This window comes from Vogesella perlucida (genome assembly GCF_979366545.1).
This window is the reverse complement of record NZ_CEETRO010000005.1, coordinates 15360-30936: the sequence shown is the minus strand read 5'-3', so window position 1 is coordinate 30936 and position 15577 is coordinate 15360. Positions and strand designations below refer to the sequence as shown.

General features: G+C 63.8%; 17 protein-coding genes. 10 read left to right on the top strand and 7 right to left on the bottom strand.

Annotated elements, in window-relative coordinates; all coding sequences use genetic code 11:
• Positions 1–59 precede the first annotated feature (59 nt).
• From ACZ9XP_RS08575 to ACZ9XP_RS08565, 3 genes are all read left to right on the top strand, one after another.
• Positions 60–581, top strand: a complete 522-nt coding sequence (locus ACZ9XP_RS08575; RefSeq protein ID WP_147685399.1) for a MarR family transcriptional regulator — start codon at positions 60–62, stop codon at positions 579–581.
• Positions 581–1471, top strand: a complete 891-nt coding sequence (locus tag ACZ9XP_RS08570) for a DMT family transporter (RefSeq protein WP_465188276.1) — start codon at positions 581–583, stop codon at positions 1469–1471. Before ACZ9XP_RS08575 ends, ACZ9XP_RS08570 begins: the two co-directional genes overlap by 1 nt.
• A gap of 116 nt (positions 1472–1587) precedes the next feature.
• The gene (locus tag ACZ9XP_RS08565) at positions 1588–2265 is read left to right on the top strand and encodes an alpha/beta hydrolase (RefSeq protein ID WP_438698966.1); all 678 of its coding nucleotides are present in this window, start codon (positions 1588–1590) and stop codon (positions 2263–2265) included.
• A 79-nt stretch (positions 2266–2344) separates the two neighbouring features.
• Here the strand turns inward: ACZ9XP_RS08565 and ACZ9XP_RS08560 are convergent, their stop codons facing one another.
• Complete coding sequence (locus ACZ9XP_RS08560) at positions 2345–3136, bottom strand: inositol monophosphatase family protein (protein ID WP_147685406.1); 792 nt, start codon at positions 3134–3136, stop codon at positions 2345–2347.
• A gap of 115 nt (positions 3137–3251) precedes the next feature.
• Between ACZ9XP_RS08560 and ACZ9XP_RS08555 the strand changes: the two genes are divergently transcribed.
• Positions 3252–3980 (top strand): 16S rRNA (uracil(1498)-N(3))-methyltransferase, encoded by a 729-nt coding sequence (locus tag ACZ9XP_RS08555; RefSeq protein ID WP_465188275.1) that lies wholly within the window; start codon positions 3252–3254, stop codon positions 3978–3980.
• A gap of 64 nt (positions 3981–4044) precedes the next feature.
• On the opposite strand, the gene ACZ9XP_RS08550 is transcribed toward ACZ9XP_RS08555, so the two are convergent.
• The 4 genes from ACZ9XP_RS08550 to ACZ9XP_RS08535 form a co-directional block, all read right to left on the bottom strand.
• Entirely contained in the window at positions 4045–4548 is a 504-nt protein-coding gene (locus tag ACZ9XP_RS08550; RefSeq protein ID WP_147685410.1) for a GNAT family N-acetyltransferase, read from the bottom strand.
• Positions 4548–4988 carry an inner membrane protein YiaA gene (gene yiaA, locus ACZ9XP_RS08545; RefSeq protein WP_147685412.1) on the bottom strand — a complete coding sequence of 147 codons (441 nt, stop codon included), beginning with the start codon at positions 4986–4988 and terminating at the stop codon, positions 4548–4550. The genes ACZ9XP_RS08550 and yiaA overlap by 1 nt, the downstream gene beginning before the upstream one ends.
• Positions 4985–6001 (bottom strand): S66 family peptidase, encoded by a 1017-nt coding sequence (locus tag ACZ9XP_RS08540; protein ID WP_465188274.1) that lies wholly within the window; start codon positions 5999–6001, stop codon positions 4985–4987. Before ACZ9XP_RS08540 ends, yiaA begins: the two co-directional genes overlap by 4 nt.
• A 331-nt stretch (positions 6002–6332) precedes the next feature.
• Positions 6333–7091, bottom strand: a complete 759-nt coding sequence (locus tag ACZ9XP_RS08535) for a glycosyltransferase family 2 protein (RefSeq protein ID WP_465188273.1) — start codon at positions 7089–7091, stop codon at positions 6333–6335.
• A gap of 586 nt (positions 7092–7677) precedes the next feature.
• Between ACZ9XP_RS08535 and waaC the strand changes: the two genes are divergently transcribed.
• The 3 genes from waaC (at position 7678) to ACZ9XP_RS08520 (ending at position 10489) form a co-directional block, all read left to right on the top strand.
• Positions 7678–8637 carry a lipopolysaccharide heptosyltransferase I gene (gene waaC / locus ACZ9XP_RS08530; protein WP_147685419.1) on the top strand — a complete coding sequence of 320 codons (960 nt, stop codon included), beginning with the start codon at positions 7678–7680 and terminating at the stop codon, positions 8635–8637.
• Entirely contained in the window at positions 8637–9884 is a 1248-nt protein-coding gene (waaA, locus tag ACZ9XP_RS08525) for a lipid IV(A) 3-deoxy-D-manno-octulosonic acid transferase (protein ID WP_465188272.1), read from the top strand. Before waaC ends, waaA begins: the two co-directional genes overlap by 1 nt.
• A 74-nt stretch (positions 9885–9958) precedes the next feature.
• Positions 9959–10489 carry a GNAT family N-acetyltransferase gene (locus tag ACZ9XP_RS08520; protein ID WP_147685423.1) on the top strand — a complete coding sequence of 177 codons (531 nt, stop codon included), beginning with the start codon at positions 9959–9961 and terminating at the stop codon, positions 10487–10489.
• Positions 10490–10618: 129 nt separating this feature from the next.
• On the opposite strand, the gene ACZ9XP_RS08515 is transcribed toward ACZ9XP_RS08520, so the two are convergent.
• Positions 10619–11200 carry a hypothetical protein gene (locus tag ACZ9XP_RS08515; protein ID WP_147685425.1) on the bottom strand — a complete coding sequence of 194 codons (582 nt, stop codon included), beginning with the start codon at positions 11198–11200 and terminating at the stop codon, positions 10619–10621.
• A gap of 39 nt (positions 11201–11239) precedes the next feature.
• Positions 11240–12106 carry a D-hexose-6-phosphate mutarotase gene (locus tag ACZ9XP_RS08510; RefSeq protein ID WP_147685427.1) on the bottom strand — a complete coding sequence of 289 codons (867 nt, stop codon included), beginning with the start codon at positions 12104–12106 and terminating at the stop codon, positions 11240–11242.
• 133 nt (positions 12107–12239) lie between these two features.
• Here ACZ9XP_RS08510 and hutC point away from each other — a divergent pair, with 133 nt between their 5' ends.
• The 3 genes from hutC to hutG all read left to right on the top strand — a co-directional run bounded on the left by hutC (position 12240) and on the right by hutG (position 15518).
• Entirely contained in the window at positions 12240–12968 is a 729-nt protein-coding gene (gene hutC / locus ACZ9XP_RS08505) for a histidine utilization repressor (RefSeq protein WP_147685430.1), read from the top strand.
• A 182-nt stretch (positions 12969–13150) separates the two neighbouring features.
• A complete protein-coding gene (gene hutI, locus ACZ9XP_RS08500; protein ID WP_465188271.1) occupies positions 13151–14386 on the top strand; it encodes an imidazolonepropionase in 1236 nt (411 codons plus the stop codon).
• Between the two features lie 199 nt (positions 14387–14585).
• Positions 14586–15518 carry a formimidoylglutamase gene (hutG, locus tag ACZ9XP_RS08495; protein ID WP_465188270.1) on the top strand — a complete coding sequence of 311 codons (933 nt, stop codon included), beginning with the start codon at positions 14586–14588 and terminating at the stop codon, positions 15516–15518.
• The last annotated feature ends 59 nt before the right edge of the window (positions 15519–15577 follow it).

The window sequence follows — 15577 nt, the reverse complement described above, 5'->3', positions numbered from 1 at the left end:
TCGATAATTTATCTTTAACTCAAGATATTTATCTTGAACACGAGCTATCTGGAGCCGGCATGGATACCCCGAACACCCCCGACGCCGTGGACGCCATCCGCGCACAGTGGCAGCGCGAACGCCCCGACCTGGACACCCGCCACATGGCCATCATCGGCCGCCTGGGCCGCTGCAGCATCCAGCTGCAAAAGCGGTTGAACGACACCTTTGGCCAGTACGGCATCAGCAACTGGGAATTCGACGTGCTGGCCACGCTGCGCCGCAGCGGCGCGCCTTACTGCCTGGCGCCCACCGCGCTGTTTTCCAGCCTGATGCTGTCGTCCGGCACCATGACGCGCCAGCTGCAGCTGCTGGCCGAGCGCGGCCTGGTGTGCCGTCTGCCCAACCCCGACGACGCACGCAGCCTGCTGGTGCAGCTCACCCCGCAGGGGCTGGATCTGGTGAACGAGGTAGTGGGTGCGCATGTGGATAACATGGCGCGCATCCTGGCACCGCTGGACGCCGCACAGCTGGATGCGCTGGACGCATCAATGAGCGCGCTGCTGGCCACGCTGGAACCCGCCGCGAAAGCGGGGCGCTGATGCTGCTGTACGACCTGGCCGCCGTGGGCGCGGCCACCTGCTGGGCCGCTGGCGGCCTGATCGGTGCCACCCCGGCGCGGCACTTCGGCCCGTTTGCCTTCAGCCGGCTACGGCTGAGCTTCCTCACCGTGCTGCTGGGCGCTGCCAGCCTGGCGCTGGGCGGCTGGGCCACGCTGCACAGCGCCGCGCTGCTACCGCTCACGTTATCGGCGCTGTTCGGCATTTTTCTGGGCGATGCGCTGATGTTCGCCGCCATGAACCGGCTGGGCCCGCGCCGCACCGGCCTGCTGTTTGCCACGCACTCGGTGTTTTCGGTGGCGCTGGGCGTACTGCTGCTGGGCGAGGCACTGAGCCTGCAGGCGCTGGCCGGTAGCGTGCTGGTGTTTGGCGGCGTGCTGGTGGCGGTGGCATTTGGCCGCCGCGATGGCAGCACCCACCAGTGGGAACAAAGCCAAGGCCTGAAAGCCGGCGTGGCACTAGGCCTGGCCGCTGCGCTGTGCCAGGCATGCGGTACCTTTTTTGCCAAACCGGCCATGGCCAGCGGGCTAGACCCGCTCACCGCCAGCGCCCTGCGCATGGCGATAGGCTGTGCGGCCAACTGGCTGCTGTGGGCCAGCGGCAGCCGCCTGGCCCGCATGGCCAACCCGCCCACGCCGCGCATGCTGGGCCAGCTGGCGCTGAACGGCCTGGTGGCGCTGGGGCTAGGCATGACACTGATCATGGTGGCGCTGCAAGGCGGCAACGTAGCCACCGTGGGCATGCTGTCGGCGCTCAGCCCGGTACTGATCCTGCCCATGCTGTGGGCGGTCACGCGCCAGGCCCCGCCGCTGCTAGGCTGGCTGGGCGCCGCCATCAGCGTAGCCGGCACTGCGCTGCTACTGGGGCGTTAGGCTCGGCATACCCGCTACTGATTATTTCCCTTTGGTAGCGAATCATTTTCTGTACCGCGGGTTTATTGCCAGCCAGTGCAGGGCCACAATGGCACCATCGTTCCCGGAGCCCTGCCATGTCCGAACCCCTGCTTTCCCCGCTGCACACCGACCCGGCCAGTGGCCTGACTTACCGTACCCAGGCGCGGCCACCAGCGCAGGCCAGCCGGCTGCTGGTATTGCTGCACGGCGTGGGTGGCCACGAACAGCAGCTGGCCGGCCTGCTGCCGCTGCTACCCCCAAACTGGCTGATAGTACTGGTACGTGGCCCGCTGCAGTTCGGGCCGCAGCAGTTTGCCTGGTTCGAGGTACAGTTCGGCAGCGATGGCCCGCGTATCAATGCACCACAAGCCGAGCACAGTCGGCAGCTATTGCTCTTGCTGCTGGCCAGCCTGCAATACCAGTTTGGCGTGGTACCGGAACACTGCACCGTGGCTGGCTTCAGCCAGGGCGGCATCATGAGCGCTAGTGTCGCACTGACCTCGCCCGGCAGCCTGGGCCACTTTGCCGTGCTGTGCGGGCGCATCCTGCCGGACATTGCGCCCATCCTCGCCGAAAAATCGTCATTGGCGCTGCTGAACGGCTATCTGTGTCACGGCGAACACGATGACAAACTGCCCTTCAGCTGGGCCGAACGTGCTACCGCCTGGCTAACCGAACTGGGTGTGCCGCACACGCTGCAGCGCTACCCGGCCGGGCACCAGCTTACCACCGCCATGGCGCAGGACTTCGCCAGCTGGCTAGCCCGCCGCTAAGCCCGCCACCAAAACAATGCGGCCAACCTTGCCCAAGGTTGGCCGCATTGTTTATTAAAAACCTATTAAAAACCGCTGCTTACTGGTTGGCGCGCACCCATTTGTGCCACTGTGCAAACAGCTCGGGGTTCAGCGCGGCGATGGCGGAGCGCTTCCAGATGGTGTCGGCCCAGTAGTCGTCGGTGTTCAGGCTGGCGATGCGCCCGCCGGCTTCTTCCAGGATCACCGCGCCGGCGGCGTAGTCCCACAGACGCTGGCCGCCGTGCAGATAAATGTCGTAGCGGCCGGCCGCCAGGAAGCACCAGTCCAGCGTGCTGGAACCCATGCTGCGCTGGCTGCCAAACGGCGCCACGCTGCCCATGCGCGCGGCCAGCTTGCCGGAACGCAGGTATTTGATTTCCACGGCGGCAATGGCGTCGCCCATACTGTTGGACACGGTTTTCAGCGGCAAGCGCTGGCCGTTCAGGTAGGCACCGCCGCCACGGCGGGCGTAGAACATTTCGTCGGATACCGGGTTGTAGATCACACCCAGCTCGCTCACGCCGTTCACCATCAGCGCCACCGACACGGCAAAGTAGGGCAGGCCGTTAACAAAGTTGGTGGTGCCGTCGATGGGGTCGACCACCCACAGGCCGGCCTGATTGGCCGCCCATAGGGCGTCTTGCTCGGCCATGGTCATTTCTTCGCCCAGCACCGGGTAGGGCAGGATGGCGGGCAGGCGCTGCTGCAGTACCTGCTGGCAGGCCAGATCGGCTTCGGTAAACAGCGAGCCGTCCTCTTTGCGCGTCTTGCCCACGCGCAAAAAGCGCGGCATGACCTCGTAACGGGCCACGTCGCGTACGACCTGTATTACCTGATCGACCACTTGCATCCATCTCTCCTCTCGCGCTGCGGGCAGGCCCGCTTACCACCGTGTAATGTTTATGTTGTTGCACGTGCAGCAAACCAAGCAAAATACCGTTATCAACACGAACGATCAACACACCATGCCAAGGTTTTTTATAGATATTGCCCTTGCTGCCGGGCAAACCCTGGCACTGCCGGATACGGTAGTGCGCCATGTGCAGGTGTTGCGCCTGCGCGCCGGTGACGGCATCACGCTGTTTAACGGCCGTGGCGGGGAGTACCAGGCAACGCTGACCGATATCGCCAAACGCGACGTTAGCTGCACGATCACGGCATTTGACGACACCAGCCGCGAATCACCGGTATGGCTGGGGCTGGCGCAGGCCATTTCCAGCGGCGACCGCATGGAGTTCACCCTGCAAAAAGGCGTGGAAATGGGCGTCAGCGCGTTTCAGCCGCTGGCCACCGAACGCAGCATCGTGAAGCTGGCCGGCGACCGCGCCGACAAACGCGTACAGCGCTGGCAGGAGATCGTGATCGCCGCGTGCGAGCAAAGCGGGCGCAACACCGTGCCCGAGGTACGCCCCATCCTGACGCTGAAACAGTGGCTGGCCAGCCTGCCAGCGGCCGATGCCCACTTGCTGCTGTCGCCGCTGGGTACGCAAAAGCTGGTGGATATCGCCCGTACGCCGCAACAGGCGTGGCTGATGGCCGGGCCGGAAGGCGGGCTGTCCGGCGCAGAAGAGCAGCAGGCCATTAACGCAGGCTGGACGCCGCTGAAACTGGGGCCGCGCATCCTGCGCACCGAAACGGCGGCACTGGCGGCAGTCGGTGCCATCCAGACAGTGTGGGGCGACTACAGCGTATAGCCACACCCTGAAACACAAAGCGGCCAGGCATCACTGCCTGGCCGCTTTTTTTGTTTGGTGCGTATTACAGCCGCCTGCCGCATACCGCGGTGCGGCGGCTGCCGCTGGGGCGGCGCGCCGGGTCGTCGTACACGCCCAACTGTTGCAAGCCGGCTTTGCGCATCATGCCGGCGGACGGGCCGTTTTCTTCGTGGCGGTCGGCTACCACCCAGGCCTGGCCCTGGGCCGCCAGCTTCTGGCACACGCTGTTCAGCAAACGGGCGCCAATGCCCTGGCCGGCGTAGTCGCGGTGCACCACGGCTTCCACGATATAGCTGCACTGCAGCGGGGCAATATCGTCGGGGCGCAGGCTGGGGTAGGGGTCGGCCTGGCGGTACAGTACCGCCCCCACCAGCGTATTGCCGTCTTCGGCCAGTACACCGCCAGCCAGGCCGGCGACCAGCTGCTGGATGGTACGCGCCACGCCTTCGGGCGGTAGCCAGTTCCACATATTGGGGCCATGGTCGAATAGCAGGCTTTGTACGCTATCGGCGTCGAATGCACTGGCATCACGCAGCAAAATCGCCATCACTGCTCTCCTTCGTTTTCTGGTGCAAAGCTGGCCGGCTCGGGGCGGCTGGCCAGCTGGTCGCGGGTATTTTTCTGTACCGCCACGGCAGCAAACAGGCTCAGCAGGTAGGCCATGGCGTAAAAGCCTTTTTCGCTGCCCAGCAGGGTGGCATTCCACAAGCCTACCGCCAGCAATAACAGGCTGATGCCGACCGACAGCCAGCACAGGCCGTAGTAAATGCCGCTGACGGCAATGCCTTCCAGCCGGTCGCGCACGCTTTTTTGCAAGGAGACGGCAGCAAACAGGCCGTATAGCAGCACGGTGAAGTAATAGCCCTTTTCGTTCAGCGGCATGGTGGCATTCCACAGACCGATGAGGTAGGTGAGCATACCGGCAAACAAGGCGACCCAGGACACGCCGACAAAGGCGGCAGAGGGTGGGGCGATGCGGGGCTTCATGGCGTGTCTCCTGCGGTGATGGCGGGGTGGTAGTGCTGTTCCAGGGTGGCATGGCCATGCGCTACGTGCAGCGTGGCCCAAGCGCCGTTCATCAGGGTCCATTGCGGCGGTACATGGCCGATGTCGGCATCCAGTACCAGCGGGCAGGGCAGGCCGTCCAGCGCTTGCATGACGGCTTCTTCGTACTGCAGGTCGCCCGGCTGTGCAGCCTCGGGGCCGCTGCTGCGCCCCAGTATCAGCCCAGCCAGGCTATCGAACGCCCCGGCCAGGCGCATGGCGGTCAGGGCGCGTGCGAGCTCGCACGGGGCCAACTCGCAGTTTTCCAGGTACAGCAGTACGGGTTGGCCGCGCCAGGCTTGCAGGTCAAAGTATGGCGTAGCAGCCAGGCGCGACAGCGTATCCAGGCAGCCACCGATCAGCCTGCCGGCCATGCTGGCCTGTGCAGCCCCTGCCACACGCACGCGGCTGCTTTTCGTTACACCAGGGTCGCCAAACGGCCAAAAGTGCGTGAAGGCCTGCTGGCGAGGCGGCAAACCGTGCTGCCAGCTGTGCCACAGCGGCTGCATTTCGCTTTGGCGGGCCGGGTGGCTGATATCAAATACGTTCGGGCTGTGCAGCGTGGCCCAGCCGGCGCGCAGGGTAAGCGGTACCGCCAGTGTGGACACATCAGAAAAGCCGCACAGCCATTTTGGCGGCAATGCGGCCAACCTTGGCCAGTCCAGCCCGGCTAGCAGTTGCATGGCCAGCTCGCCACCCCAGGGCGGCAAAATAGCCTTGATCGCCGGGTCGTACAGAAAACCGTTGAGCTCTGCCAGCCGGGTAGCGGCACTGGCGCTGGCGTTTTTTTCTTGCCGGCGCAGGGTGTCGCCCTCCACCACCTGGTAGCCGGCCATACGCAGGGCGGCAATAGAGGCGTCCAGGCGGGCGTGCATCACCTCGGGGACACCGGAGGACACCGCGCACAGCGCCAGCGTGTCACCGGGCTGCAATGGGGCAGGAAAGCGCAAGTTCATGGCAGGGGCAGCGGGTTAGGGCCCCCCATTACAGCAGCAATTCTCATTCATGACAAAAGCTTGGCGTGCTGTGCTTATCGAAATCTGACAGCTAAAACACCAGCCCGGCGAATGTCGTGCCAGCCAGGCTGCTAGTCTGGCCAGTTGTGGATAAACAGGGCCTGGTTGTTTATGGCGCTGAAATCTTTTTTAAAAACAGTAGCTTGGCTGGCCAAATCTGTTTACCCACAGGCATGACCTCATAGCGCCAAGCTTGCCACCTGCTGCTTTTACACACGCGCTATGGCAAAAAACGTCTGTTTTAGCCGTTTATCCACAGCCAACAGCCGATCTAGCGGGTTTTCCCCAGGCGGTGCAGCTCGATCAGCTTGGCGTATTTGATATAGCTGTTAAAGCAGCCAATGCTGATGTGCACCAGCCCCGGCAAACCATCGCGAAAGCCCTGGCGCACGAGGTAAAACTTGATGAATCGCGTGAGCGGGCTGAACACCAGCTTGGCCACACCACACTTTTTGCCACGCTGATACAGCGCATCGGCTTGCAAGCTGGTGTAGCGATTCTGTTTTGTCAGGTAGAGCGCAATGTCTTCGCCAGACTCGTGCATCAGGTCGCCAGCCAGGGTGCCGACTTCGCTATCTGTCTGCACATATTCGTGTACCACGTCATCCGACCAGCGGGCGTGCTGGCGGTGAAACAGGCGCAGGCTGTAATCCGGGTAGCCTTCGCCAAATTTCAGAAAACGCCCCATGAACTTGTTGCTGCGGGCAAAACGCCAGGCATAGCCGCTTGGGTTTCTAAGCAAGTTGATGATTTCATGGCGTAATTTTTCAGATAGCCATTCGTCGGCATCCAGGCATAACACCCAGTCGTGGCTGGCCTGTGCCACGGCAAACTGCTTCTGCGGGCCAAAGCCCAGCCAGTCCTGGTGGATAACTTTTGCCTTATAGGCAGAAGCTATTGCCAATGTCCTGTCCGTACTTCCCGAATCCACCACCACGATCTCGTTGGCAAAAACACAGCTTTGCAGACATTTTTCCAGCTGGTTTTCTGCATTTTTGGTGATAAGCACCACGCTTAGCGCTTCAGACATACTTTCTAGACTGTCCAGTAATTAAATTGATAAGGGCTGATGAAGGACATCATCGGCTGTGGATAAGCCTGTTTTCCTGTTTTTTTTCAAACATTTGCGCTACATGAACAGCTGTGCTTGTCTGGCCTGTTTTGTGGTGCAAGCTTTGTGGATAAATTGGCGCTTATGTGATTAACCCGGCTTGTCCACACGCCTAGGCCTGCTTTTACCCGCTGCCTGTGCATCAAGTGTGCCATGGCGGCTGGTCTGCAGCGAAGCGTATTGCGTAAGCCACCCGGTTTTGACTGTCTGCAGACCGCTGTTTTTTGTTGCCACATTGGCTAGCCGTTTTGCACCTCACGCTTTCATTGTTTTCACATTACTTATTTGAAGACAATGATATACAAGATCATTTACTGTGGATAAGTGCCAAAAAAACCTTTCTTTCAAGGTGTTAGCATGTGCGTGGCTACCCTATTAACCCCATCTTCGCTGACGGGAGCCTTTGTGGATAACTATGACCTTTCTTATCCACAGCGCTTTATCCACATTCGGGTCGCCGCGATTTTACTTGGTTAACCACAGGGGCAGCCGTAAAATTCCGCGCATGAAAAATGTCCTCCTGCTGCGCACATCGTCGATGGGCGACCTTATCCACACCTGGCCGGCACTCACCGACCTGGCACGACACCAGCCCGATACCCGCATCACCTGGCTGGCCGAAGAAGCCTTTGTGGATATCCCCGGCCTGCACCCGCAAGTACAGGCCACGCTGCCCATTGCCTGGCGCCGCTGGCGCAAGCATTTGCTGGTGCGTGATACCTGGCAGCAGATGGCGGCACTGAAAGCATCATTACAAAGCACGCGCTGGGATCTGGTGCTGGACGCACAAGGCCTGTTGAAAAGTGCGCTGCCGGGCTGGCTGGCCAACGGCCCGCTGGCCGGCTACGACGCCGCCAGCATCCGTGAACCGTTGGCCGCACGTTTTTATCAGCGCCACTACACCGTCAGCCGCCAGCTGTCAGCCATCGAGCGCAACCGCCGCCTGTTTGCCGCAGCTTTCGGCTATGAAGTCAGCGGCGCGCCGGTGTTTGGCATCCGCGCCGGTGCCCGCCCGGGCTGGCTGCCCGCCGGGCACTACGCCGTGTTGCTGCACGCCACCAGCCGCGACAGCAAGCTGTGGCCCGAGCCGCACTGGCTGGCACTGGCGGCCGAGCTGGCCGCACAAGGGCTGTATGCAGTACTGCCGTGGGGCAATGCGGTGGAGCAAGCGCGGGCAGTGCGCTTGGCCGCCGCCATGCCGGGTGCGCTGGTGGCACCGCGCATGCCACTGCGCGATGCAGCAGCGCTGCTGGGCCACGCCAGTGCCGTGGTGGGGGTGGATACCGGCCTGACCCATCTGGCCAACGCATTGGATGTGCCATTGGTGGCGATCTATACCGATACCGACCCGGCGCTCACCGGCGTAGTAGAAACCACGCGTGCGGCCAACATTGGCCGGGCTGGGGAGATCCCGCCGGTGGACGCGGTGCTGGCCCTGCTGGCCCGCGTGCGGGGGGCCGCTTGATGCTGTTGCAGCTGTATTCCGCCCTGTGGCCACTGTTGACGCCGCTGATCAAGCGTTACCTGAAAAAACGTGCCCGCCAGGCACCGGCTTATCTTGAATACTGGGACGAGCGCTTTGGCCGCAGCCTGCCGCAGCCACGCGGGCAGCAGATCTGGCTGCACGCCGTGTCGGTGGGCGAAACCCGCGCTGCACTGCCGCTGGTGAAAGCCTTGCGCGCACGTTATCCCCAGGCCAGCCTGCTGATTACCCAGATGACGCCCACCGGCCGGGCTACCGCGCAAGAGATGTACCCCGACGCCCAGGTGCATTACCTGCCGTACGACAATCTGTGCTGGATGCGCCGTTTCGTTGCCGCCGCGCAGCCGGCCTGCCTGCTGCTGATGGAAACCGAAATCTGGCCGGCCATGATCCACGCCTGCCGCGATGCCAACGTGCCGGTACTGCTGGTGAACGCGCGGCTGTCGGAAAAATCCGCCCGCGGCTACCAGCGCATACGCCGCCTGGTGCGCCCGGCTCTGCAGCGCCTGAACGCCGTGGCCGCACAAAGCCCCGACGACGCCGCCAGGTTGGCCGCATTAGGCACGCCGGCACCGCTGGTGTGCGGCAGCACCAAGTACGATTTCACCCCGCCAGCCGACAAGCTGGCGCTGGGCGAAGCCTTCCGTGCCCGCATCGGCACGCGCCCGGTGTGGGTGTGCGCCAGCACGCGGGATGGCGAAGAAGCGCTGATTCTGGACGCCTGGCGCGCCGCCGGCCCGCAGCAGGCCCTGCTGGTGCTGGTGCCACGCCACCCCGAGCGCTTTGCCGAGGCGGCACAGTTGGCCGCAGCCCGGGGTTTTGCCGTACAGCGCCGTAGCGACCAGGCCGCGGTGGCCGCGGACACCCAGGTGTGGGTGGGCGACAGCATGGGCGAGCTGTTTGCCTACTACGCCGCCGCCGATGTGGCCTTTGTTGGCGGCTCCTTGCTGGATTTTGGCGCGCAGAACCTGATTGAGCCGGCGAGCGCAGGCATTCCTGTACTCCTGGGGCCCTCCACCTATAATTTTGCCGAGGCCAGCGCGCTGGCCCTGCAGGCAGGGGCGGCACGACAGGTGCAGGATGCCAGCCAGCTGGTGGCAGCGGCATTGCAGCTGCTGGCCGACACCGATGCCCGCCAGCGTATGCGCCAGGCTGGCCTGGCCTTTACCGCCGCCCACCGCGGCGCCAGTGAACGTATCGCCAGCCTGATCGCAGACACACTGGGCTAAGCCCGCACGGCGCGCCGTCGCAGGCAGGCTTTCACGCCGTGCAGTGCGCGGCGATACCGTTTATCGGAGGTGGCATGCCGCATTACCCCTTAGCCGACCCCTTGCTGGACGGGGTCTATACCAGCCGCCTGCGCCTGGCCGCCCCGCAGCCGGGCGACGGCGCCGCATTGCAGGCCGCCATCGAGGCCAGCCTGCCGCTGCTGCGCTGCTTTCCGGACAGCCTGCCGTGGGCGCAGCCGCCACAGCACGCCGAGGCCTGCGAAGCCTGGTGTCGCAAGGTGGCGCTGGTGTGGCCGCAAGGGCAGGACAAGATTGCCCTGCTTTGGCTGGGGGGCGAGATAGTGGGCTGTTGCGAGCTGCACCTGCGCAGCGCGCAGTGCTGGGAGCTGGGTTTTTGGGGCCACCCGGACTGGCTGGGGCTGGGTTTGTATACCGAAGCCACCGACAGCATGTTATCGCTGGCGTTTGGCCCCTACGGCGCGCAGGAGGTGTACGCCTGTACCGCCGCGGCCAACCATGCCGCACGGCGCCTGTGCCAGCGCCTGGGCATGGTGGAGAGCTGGCCGGATGACAGCAGCTGCCACTACCGTATACGCCTGAATTAGCCCCTGTTAACACCGTGTCTGATGCGGCGTTGTTGGCTGGCCTGCCAACACGCTGCAGCGGTTTGTGTACCGGCAACGAAAAAACCCCGCCAGCAAGCTGACGGGGTTTTTGTAGGGTGCCTGGCCGTATCAGGCCGGGCGGTAAATCAGGCGGTTTTCAAACAGCACTTCCTGTTCGGCCAGCTGAAAGCTGCCACCTGGCGGTACCGCCCGTTCGTATACCAGGCGCTGGCCGTTGTTCATGATCCAGGCGTGAATGGGCTGGCCCATGAAGTTGCCCAGGATTTCTTCCGACTTCTGCACCATGGCGCTGTCTGCCAGCTGGGTACCACGCGGCGCGGCCGGCTCGGTGGTGTGGGCCTCCACCTCTTGCTGGGCCATGCGCCAGTCGCTTTGCTGACGGAACGTCTGCACGTGTTTGCGCGCCCCCCACTGCAGCATCATGCGGTACAGGAATACCGGCAGGCCCACGGCGTGTACCTGCTTGTATTCGTCGATCACGCACTTCACCACAAAGCTGTGCTGGCAGTGCGGGCAGTGGCCGTCGGCCAGCACGAATACCTTGTCTTTCAGCAGCAGGGCCATGCCTTCCATTGCCGAGGCTTTCACCAGCTGTTTGCAGTGCGGGCAATGCTTGGCAAAACGGCTTACCGTGGTGCCATTGGGGTAGGTAATGGGAAAGAAACGGTCCAGGCGGTCGGGTTGGATCATGCTGTTACTCGTGGTATGCGGCGGTGAGGCAAACGCTGATTATACCCCCGCCACGCGCAAATGCTGGCCTAGTGTATGGCTGTCACCCGGGGCGATCTGGCGGCTGTCCGCCCCGGCATTGGCAGCTTCTACGCAGACAAAGTGCTGCCAGCCGTCGTCCGGCAGGTCGGCCAGCGCGGCAGCGCCTGCTGCCCACGGGGTCCACACCACGGTGCTGTCCGAACCACTGGGCTTGATGCTGACTGTGCGCTGCCAGGCGGCATCGTGCAGTAGCGTGGCGGCACCGCTGGCGACCACGGCGTCAGTCGGGCCCTCAAAGCGCCAGGGGCTGGCGGGCAGGGTGCCGTGGCTGTCGGTCAGCTTGTCGTGGAGAGGGGCGTTTTCCAGGCCGGCCAGGCTGATCTGGCGGATATCACCCACGGCGATATAGCTGTGCAGCGCCGCGCTCACCGTGGCCACGGTTTTGCCGTGGTTACGCGTGGTCAGCGCCATGTCCACGCTGTCGCCCAGTACCAGGCTCAGGCTGGACGACAGCTCGCCGTGGCGCGGGCCGTTCAGTTTCACGTGAAACCCCAGCTCGCTGCGGGCAATGGCGTTGACTGTCCACAGCGCTGTGCGTGCCACGCCGTGCTGCGGCTGGCTAGCGTCGCTGCCATGTTTGCCAAACCACGGCCAGCACAGCGGTACGCCGCCACGTATGGCCTTGCCCGGCTGCAGTAGCGCCGTAGGGGACAGGTAAAACAAAGGTTGGCCGCCGTGCGGGGTATAGCCCAGCAACTGGCCACCATACAGGCTGAGGGTGGCGGTGAAGGCGGGGTGGGTAAATGCCAGGCCGGGTACGCCAGGGGCCAGCTCGATGGCGCGTACGCCAGCGGGTAACAGATCGGGGTGTACGGGGTGACTCATGGCAATTCCATCTGCAAAGGTGGGCGTGGGCCAGGGCAGGCAGGAAGCACCGTGCCGCTGTGCATGCTTTGTCATGCAGCATTAAGCTAACTGCTGGCAAGCGCTTTGACCAGTGCCGCGTTACAATCGCGGCATGAGCACGCCCAAACCCGCCGCCAAACCCCATTTCCTGCGCATCCGCGATTACATCCTCGACGGCATCAAGCAGCGCACTTTTGCGCCCGGCGCCAAGATCCCGCCCGAGGTAGAGCTGGCGCGCCAGTTTGGCGTGTCGCGCATGACAGTGAACAAGGCCATCCGCGACCTGGCCGAAGCCGGCGTGTTGCTGCGTTACGCCGGTGATGGCACCTATGTGGCCGAGCGCAAGGCCGAGTCGCCGCTGCTGGACGTGAACAATATCGCCGAAGAAATCGCCCTGCGCGGCCACGCCTACCGTGCGCAGGTGCTGTTTGCCCGCGCCGAGCCGGCCAGCGAAGAAGTGGCGCTGCGCCTGGGCATGGCCGCCGGTGCGGCGGTGTTCCATTCGCTGATCGTGCATCACGAAGATGACAGCCCTATCCAGATCGAAGACCGCTACGTGAACCCGCAGTGGGCACCCGACTACCTGGCGCAGGCCTTCGAGCAGGAAACCCCTAACGCCTACCTGATGCGCACCTGCCCGCTGACCGACGTGGAACACACGGTCGAGGCGGTGCTGCCCGGCAGCGACGAACAGCAGCTGCTGGCGCTCGCGCTGCCGGAGCCCTGCCTGCGCGTACTGCGCCGTACCTGGTCCGGCAAGCACCTGGTGAGCTTTGCCCGCCTGCTGCACCCCGGCAGCAAATACAAGCTGCGCTCGCAGACGCGGGTACGCAAAACGTAATTGTATATACATTTAAGTCACACCCCGCAACAGGCCACGTTTTGACGTGGCCTGTTGTTTTTTATGGGTTTTTTACGCATTGGCATGCCGGCCTTGCTGCGGCGCGACAATAAAAGCTGCTTGACGTCAGCGCGCGCATGGTCTAAATGTATATACAATTAATCGCGCAACCGGATTCAGCCATGCACCAGCCCGACCAGTCCTTGTGGATCAACGCCCGACTCGCCACCTGCGATGCGGCCAACCCTGCGCCCTACGGTGCGCTGGAAGGTCACGCACTGTGGCTGCAGGATGGCCGCATCCACGCCGTGCTGCCGCAGGCCGAGGCGCTGCAGGCTTTCGGTCAGGCCGGTAGCGTGTACGACGCGCAAGGCCGCTGGATCACGCCGGGCTTTATCGATTGCCACACCCACCTGGTGTACGGCGGCAACCGCGCCGCGGAATGGGAAAAACGCCTAACCGGCGTGCCCTACCAGCAAATCGCGGCCGAAGGCGGCGGCATTATTTCCACCGTGCGCGCCACCCGCAGCCTGGACGAAGACGAGCTGGCGCTGGCCAGCCTGCCGCGCCTGAAAGCGCTGATGAAAGAAGGCGTCACCACGGTAGAGATCAAGTCCGGCTACGGCCTGACGCTGGCCGACGAGCTGAAACAGCTGCGCGCCGCCCGCCGCCTGGCCGCTGCGCTGCCGGTGGAAGTGGCCACCACGCTGCTGTCGGCGCACGCGCTGCCGCCGGAATACGCCGGCCAGGCCGACGCCTATATCGATTACGTGTGCCACACCATTGTGCCGGCTGCCGCCGCCGAAGGCCTGGCCGAAGCGGTGGACGTGTTCTGCGAAGGGGTCGGTTTTTCGCCGGCGCAAACCCGCCGCGTGTTCGAGGCCGCCCGCGCCCACGGCCTGCAGCTGAAAGGCCACGTGGAGCAGCTGTCCAACCTGCACGGCGCTGCGCTGGTGGCCGAATTTGGCGGCCTGTCGGCCGACCATATCGAATACCTGGACGACGCCGGCGTGGCCGCCATGGCGCAGGCCGGCACCGTGGCCGTGCTGCTGCCCGGTGCGTATTACTTTTTGCGTGAAACGCAAAAGCCGCCGGTGGACAAGCTGCGCGCCGCCGGCGTGGCGATGGCGGTGTCCACCGACCTGAACCCCGGCACCAGCCCGTTTGCCTCCATCCGCCTGGCCATGAACCAGGCCTGCGTGTTGTTCGGCCTGACGCCGGAAGAAGTCGTGCTGGGCACCACCTGCCACGCCGCGCAGGCGCTGGGCCGCGCGGCCAGCCATGGCAAGTTGGCCGCAGGCTACGTGGCGGACCTGCTGCTGTGGGATATCGAGCACCCGGCAGAAATCGTGTACGGCCTGGGCACCAACCCGCTGAAACAGCGCGTGTTCCGTGGCGTGGCGCAGCAGATTGATTGATCTGTCTGCCTTGAATACAGAAAACATTTTTAGCCACGGAATACACGGAAGACACAGAAAAAAGAAGCCGGCTTCAATGGCATAGGGTTTGGTTTTTTTCCGTGCTTTCTGTGTATTCCGTGGCAAAAAAGAAATGCAGTTTTTAAATGCCGTGGCAAACCACCAGGCGTGCCTGATGACCGGCAAAAAGGATTTTCAAATGACGATAGACATGAGCATGTGGACCGGCCGCATCGACGCCGCCGAAGGCGACGCCGCCCGCCGCTGGCACCAGGCGGTACAGCCACTGGCCGCTGGCGCGGCACCCGGCATTGCCATCCTCGGCTTTGCCTGCGACGAAGGTGTGCGCCGTAACCAGGGCCGTACCGGCGCGGTGGATGGCCCGTTGGCGCTGCGCCGTGCGCTGGCCAACCTGGCCTGGCACCCCACGCTGCCGCTGTACGACGCCGGCACCGTGCGCTGTGACGACGGCGACCTGGACGCTGCGCACGAAAGGTTGGCCGCAGCCGTTACCGCCATTGTGCAAGCCGGCCACCTGCCGCTGGTACTGGGTGGCGGCCACGAAACCGCCTACGGCCACTGGCTGGGCCTGGCCCGCGCCCACGCCGGCAAGCGCATCGGCATCGTCAATTTCGACGCCCATTTCGACCTGCGCCAGGCCGACACCGCCACCAGCGGCACGCCGTTTGCGCAGATTGCTGCCGCCTGTGCCACACACGGCCAGTCGTTCCGTTACCTGTGCCTGGGCGTGGCGGAAACCGCCAACACCCGCGCGCTGTTCGACACCGCCGCCCGCCTGGGCGCCGAATGGCGGCTGGATAGCGATATGGCCCCGTGGCAGCTGGCCGAAGCGCGCCAGCAGCTGGCGGAGTTTATCGACAGCGTGGATGCCGTTTACCTGACTATCGACCTGGACGTACTGCCCGCCGCGCAAATGCCAGCGGTGTCCGCTCCGGCCGGTTACGGCGTGGATATCGCCGTGGTGGATGCGCTGGTGGCCAAGCTGGCGCGCAGCGGCAAGCTGATTGGCGCCGACCTGGTGGAATTCAACCCCGCTTTTGATCAGGACAGCCACGGAGCCAAAGCCGCCGCCCGCCTGGCCTGGGGTATTACCCGCCAGCTGCGCCGTTAGTATTTTCTAGCCCCGAAAACAGTTAACAGCCATTGGCCACGAAAACCACGAAACCTGAT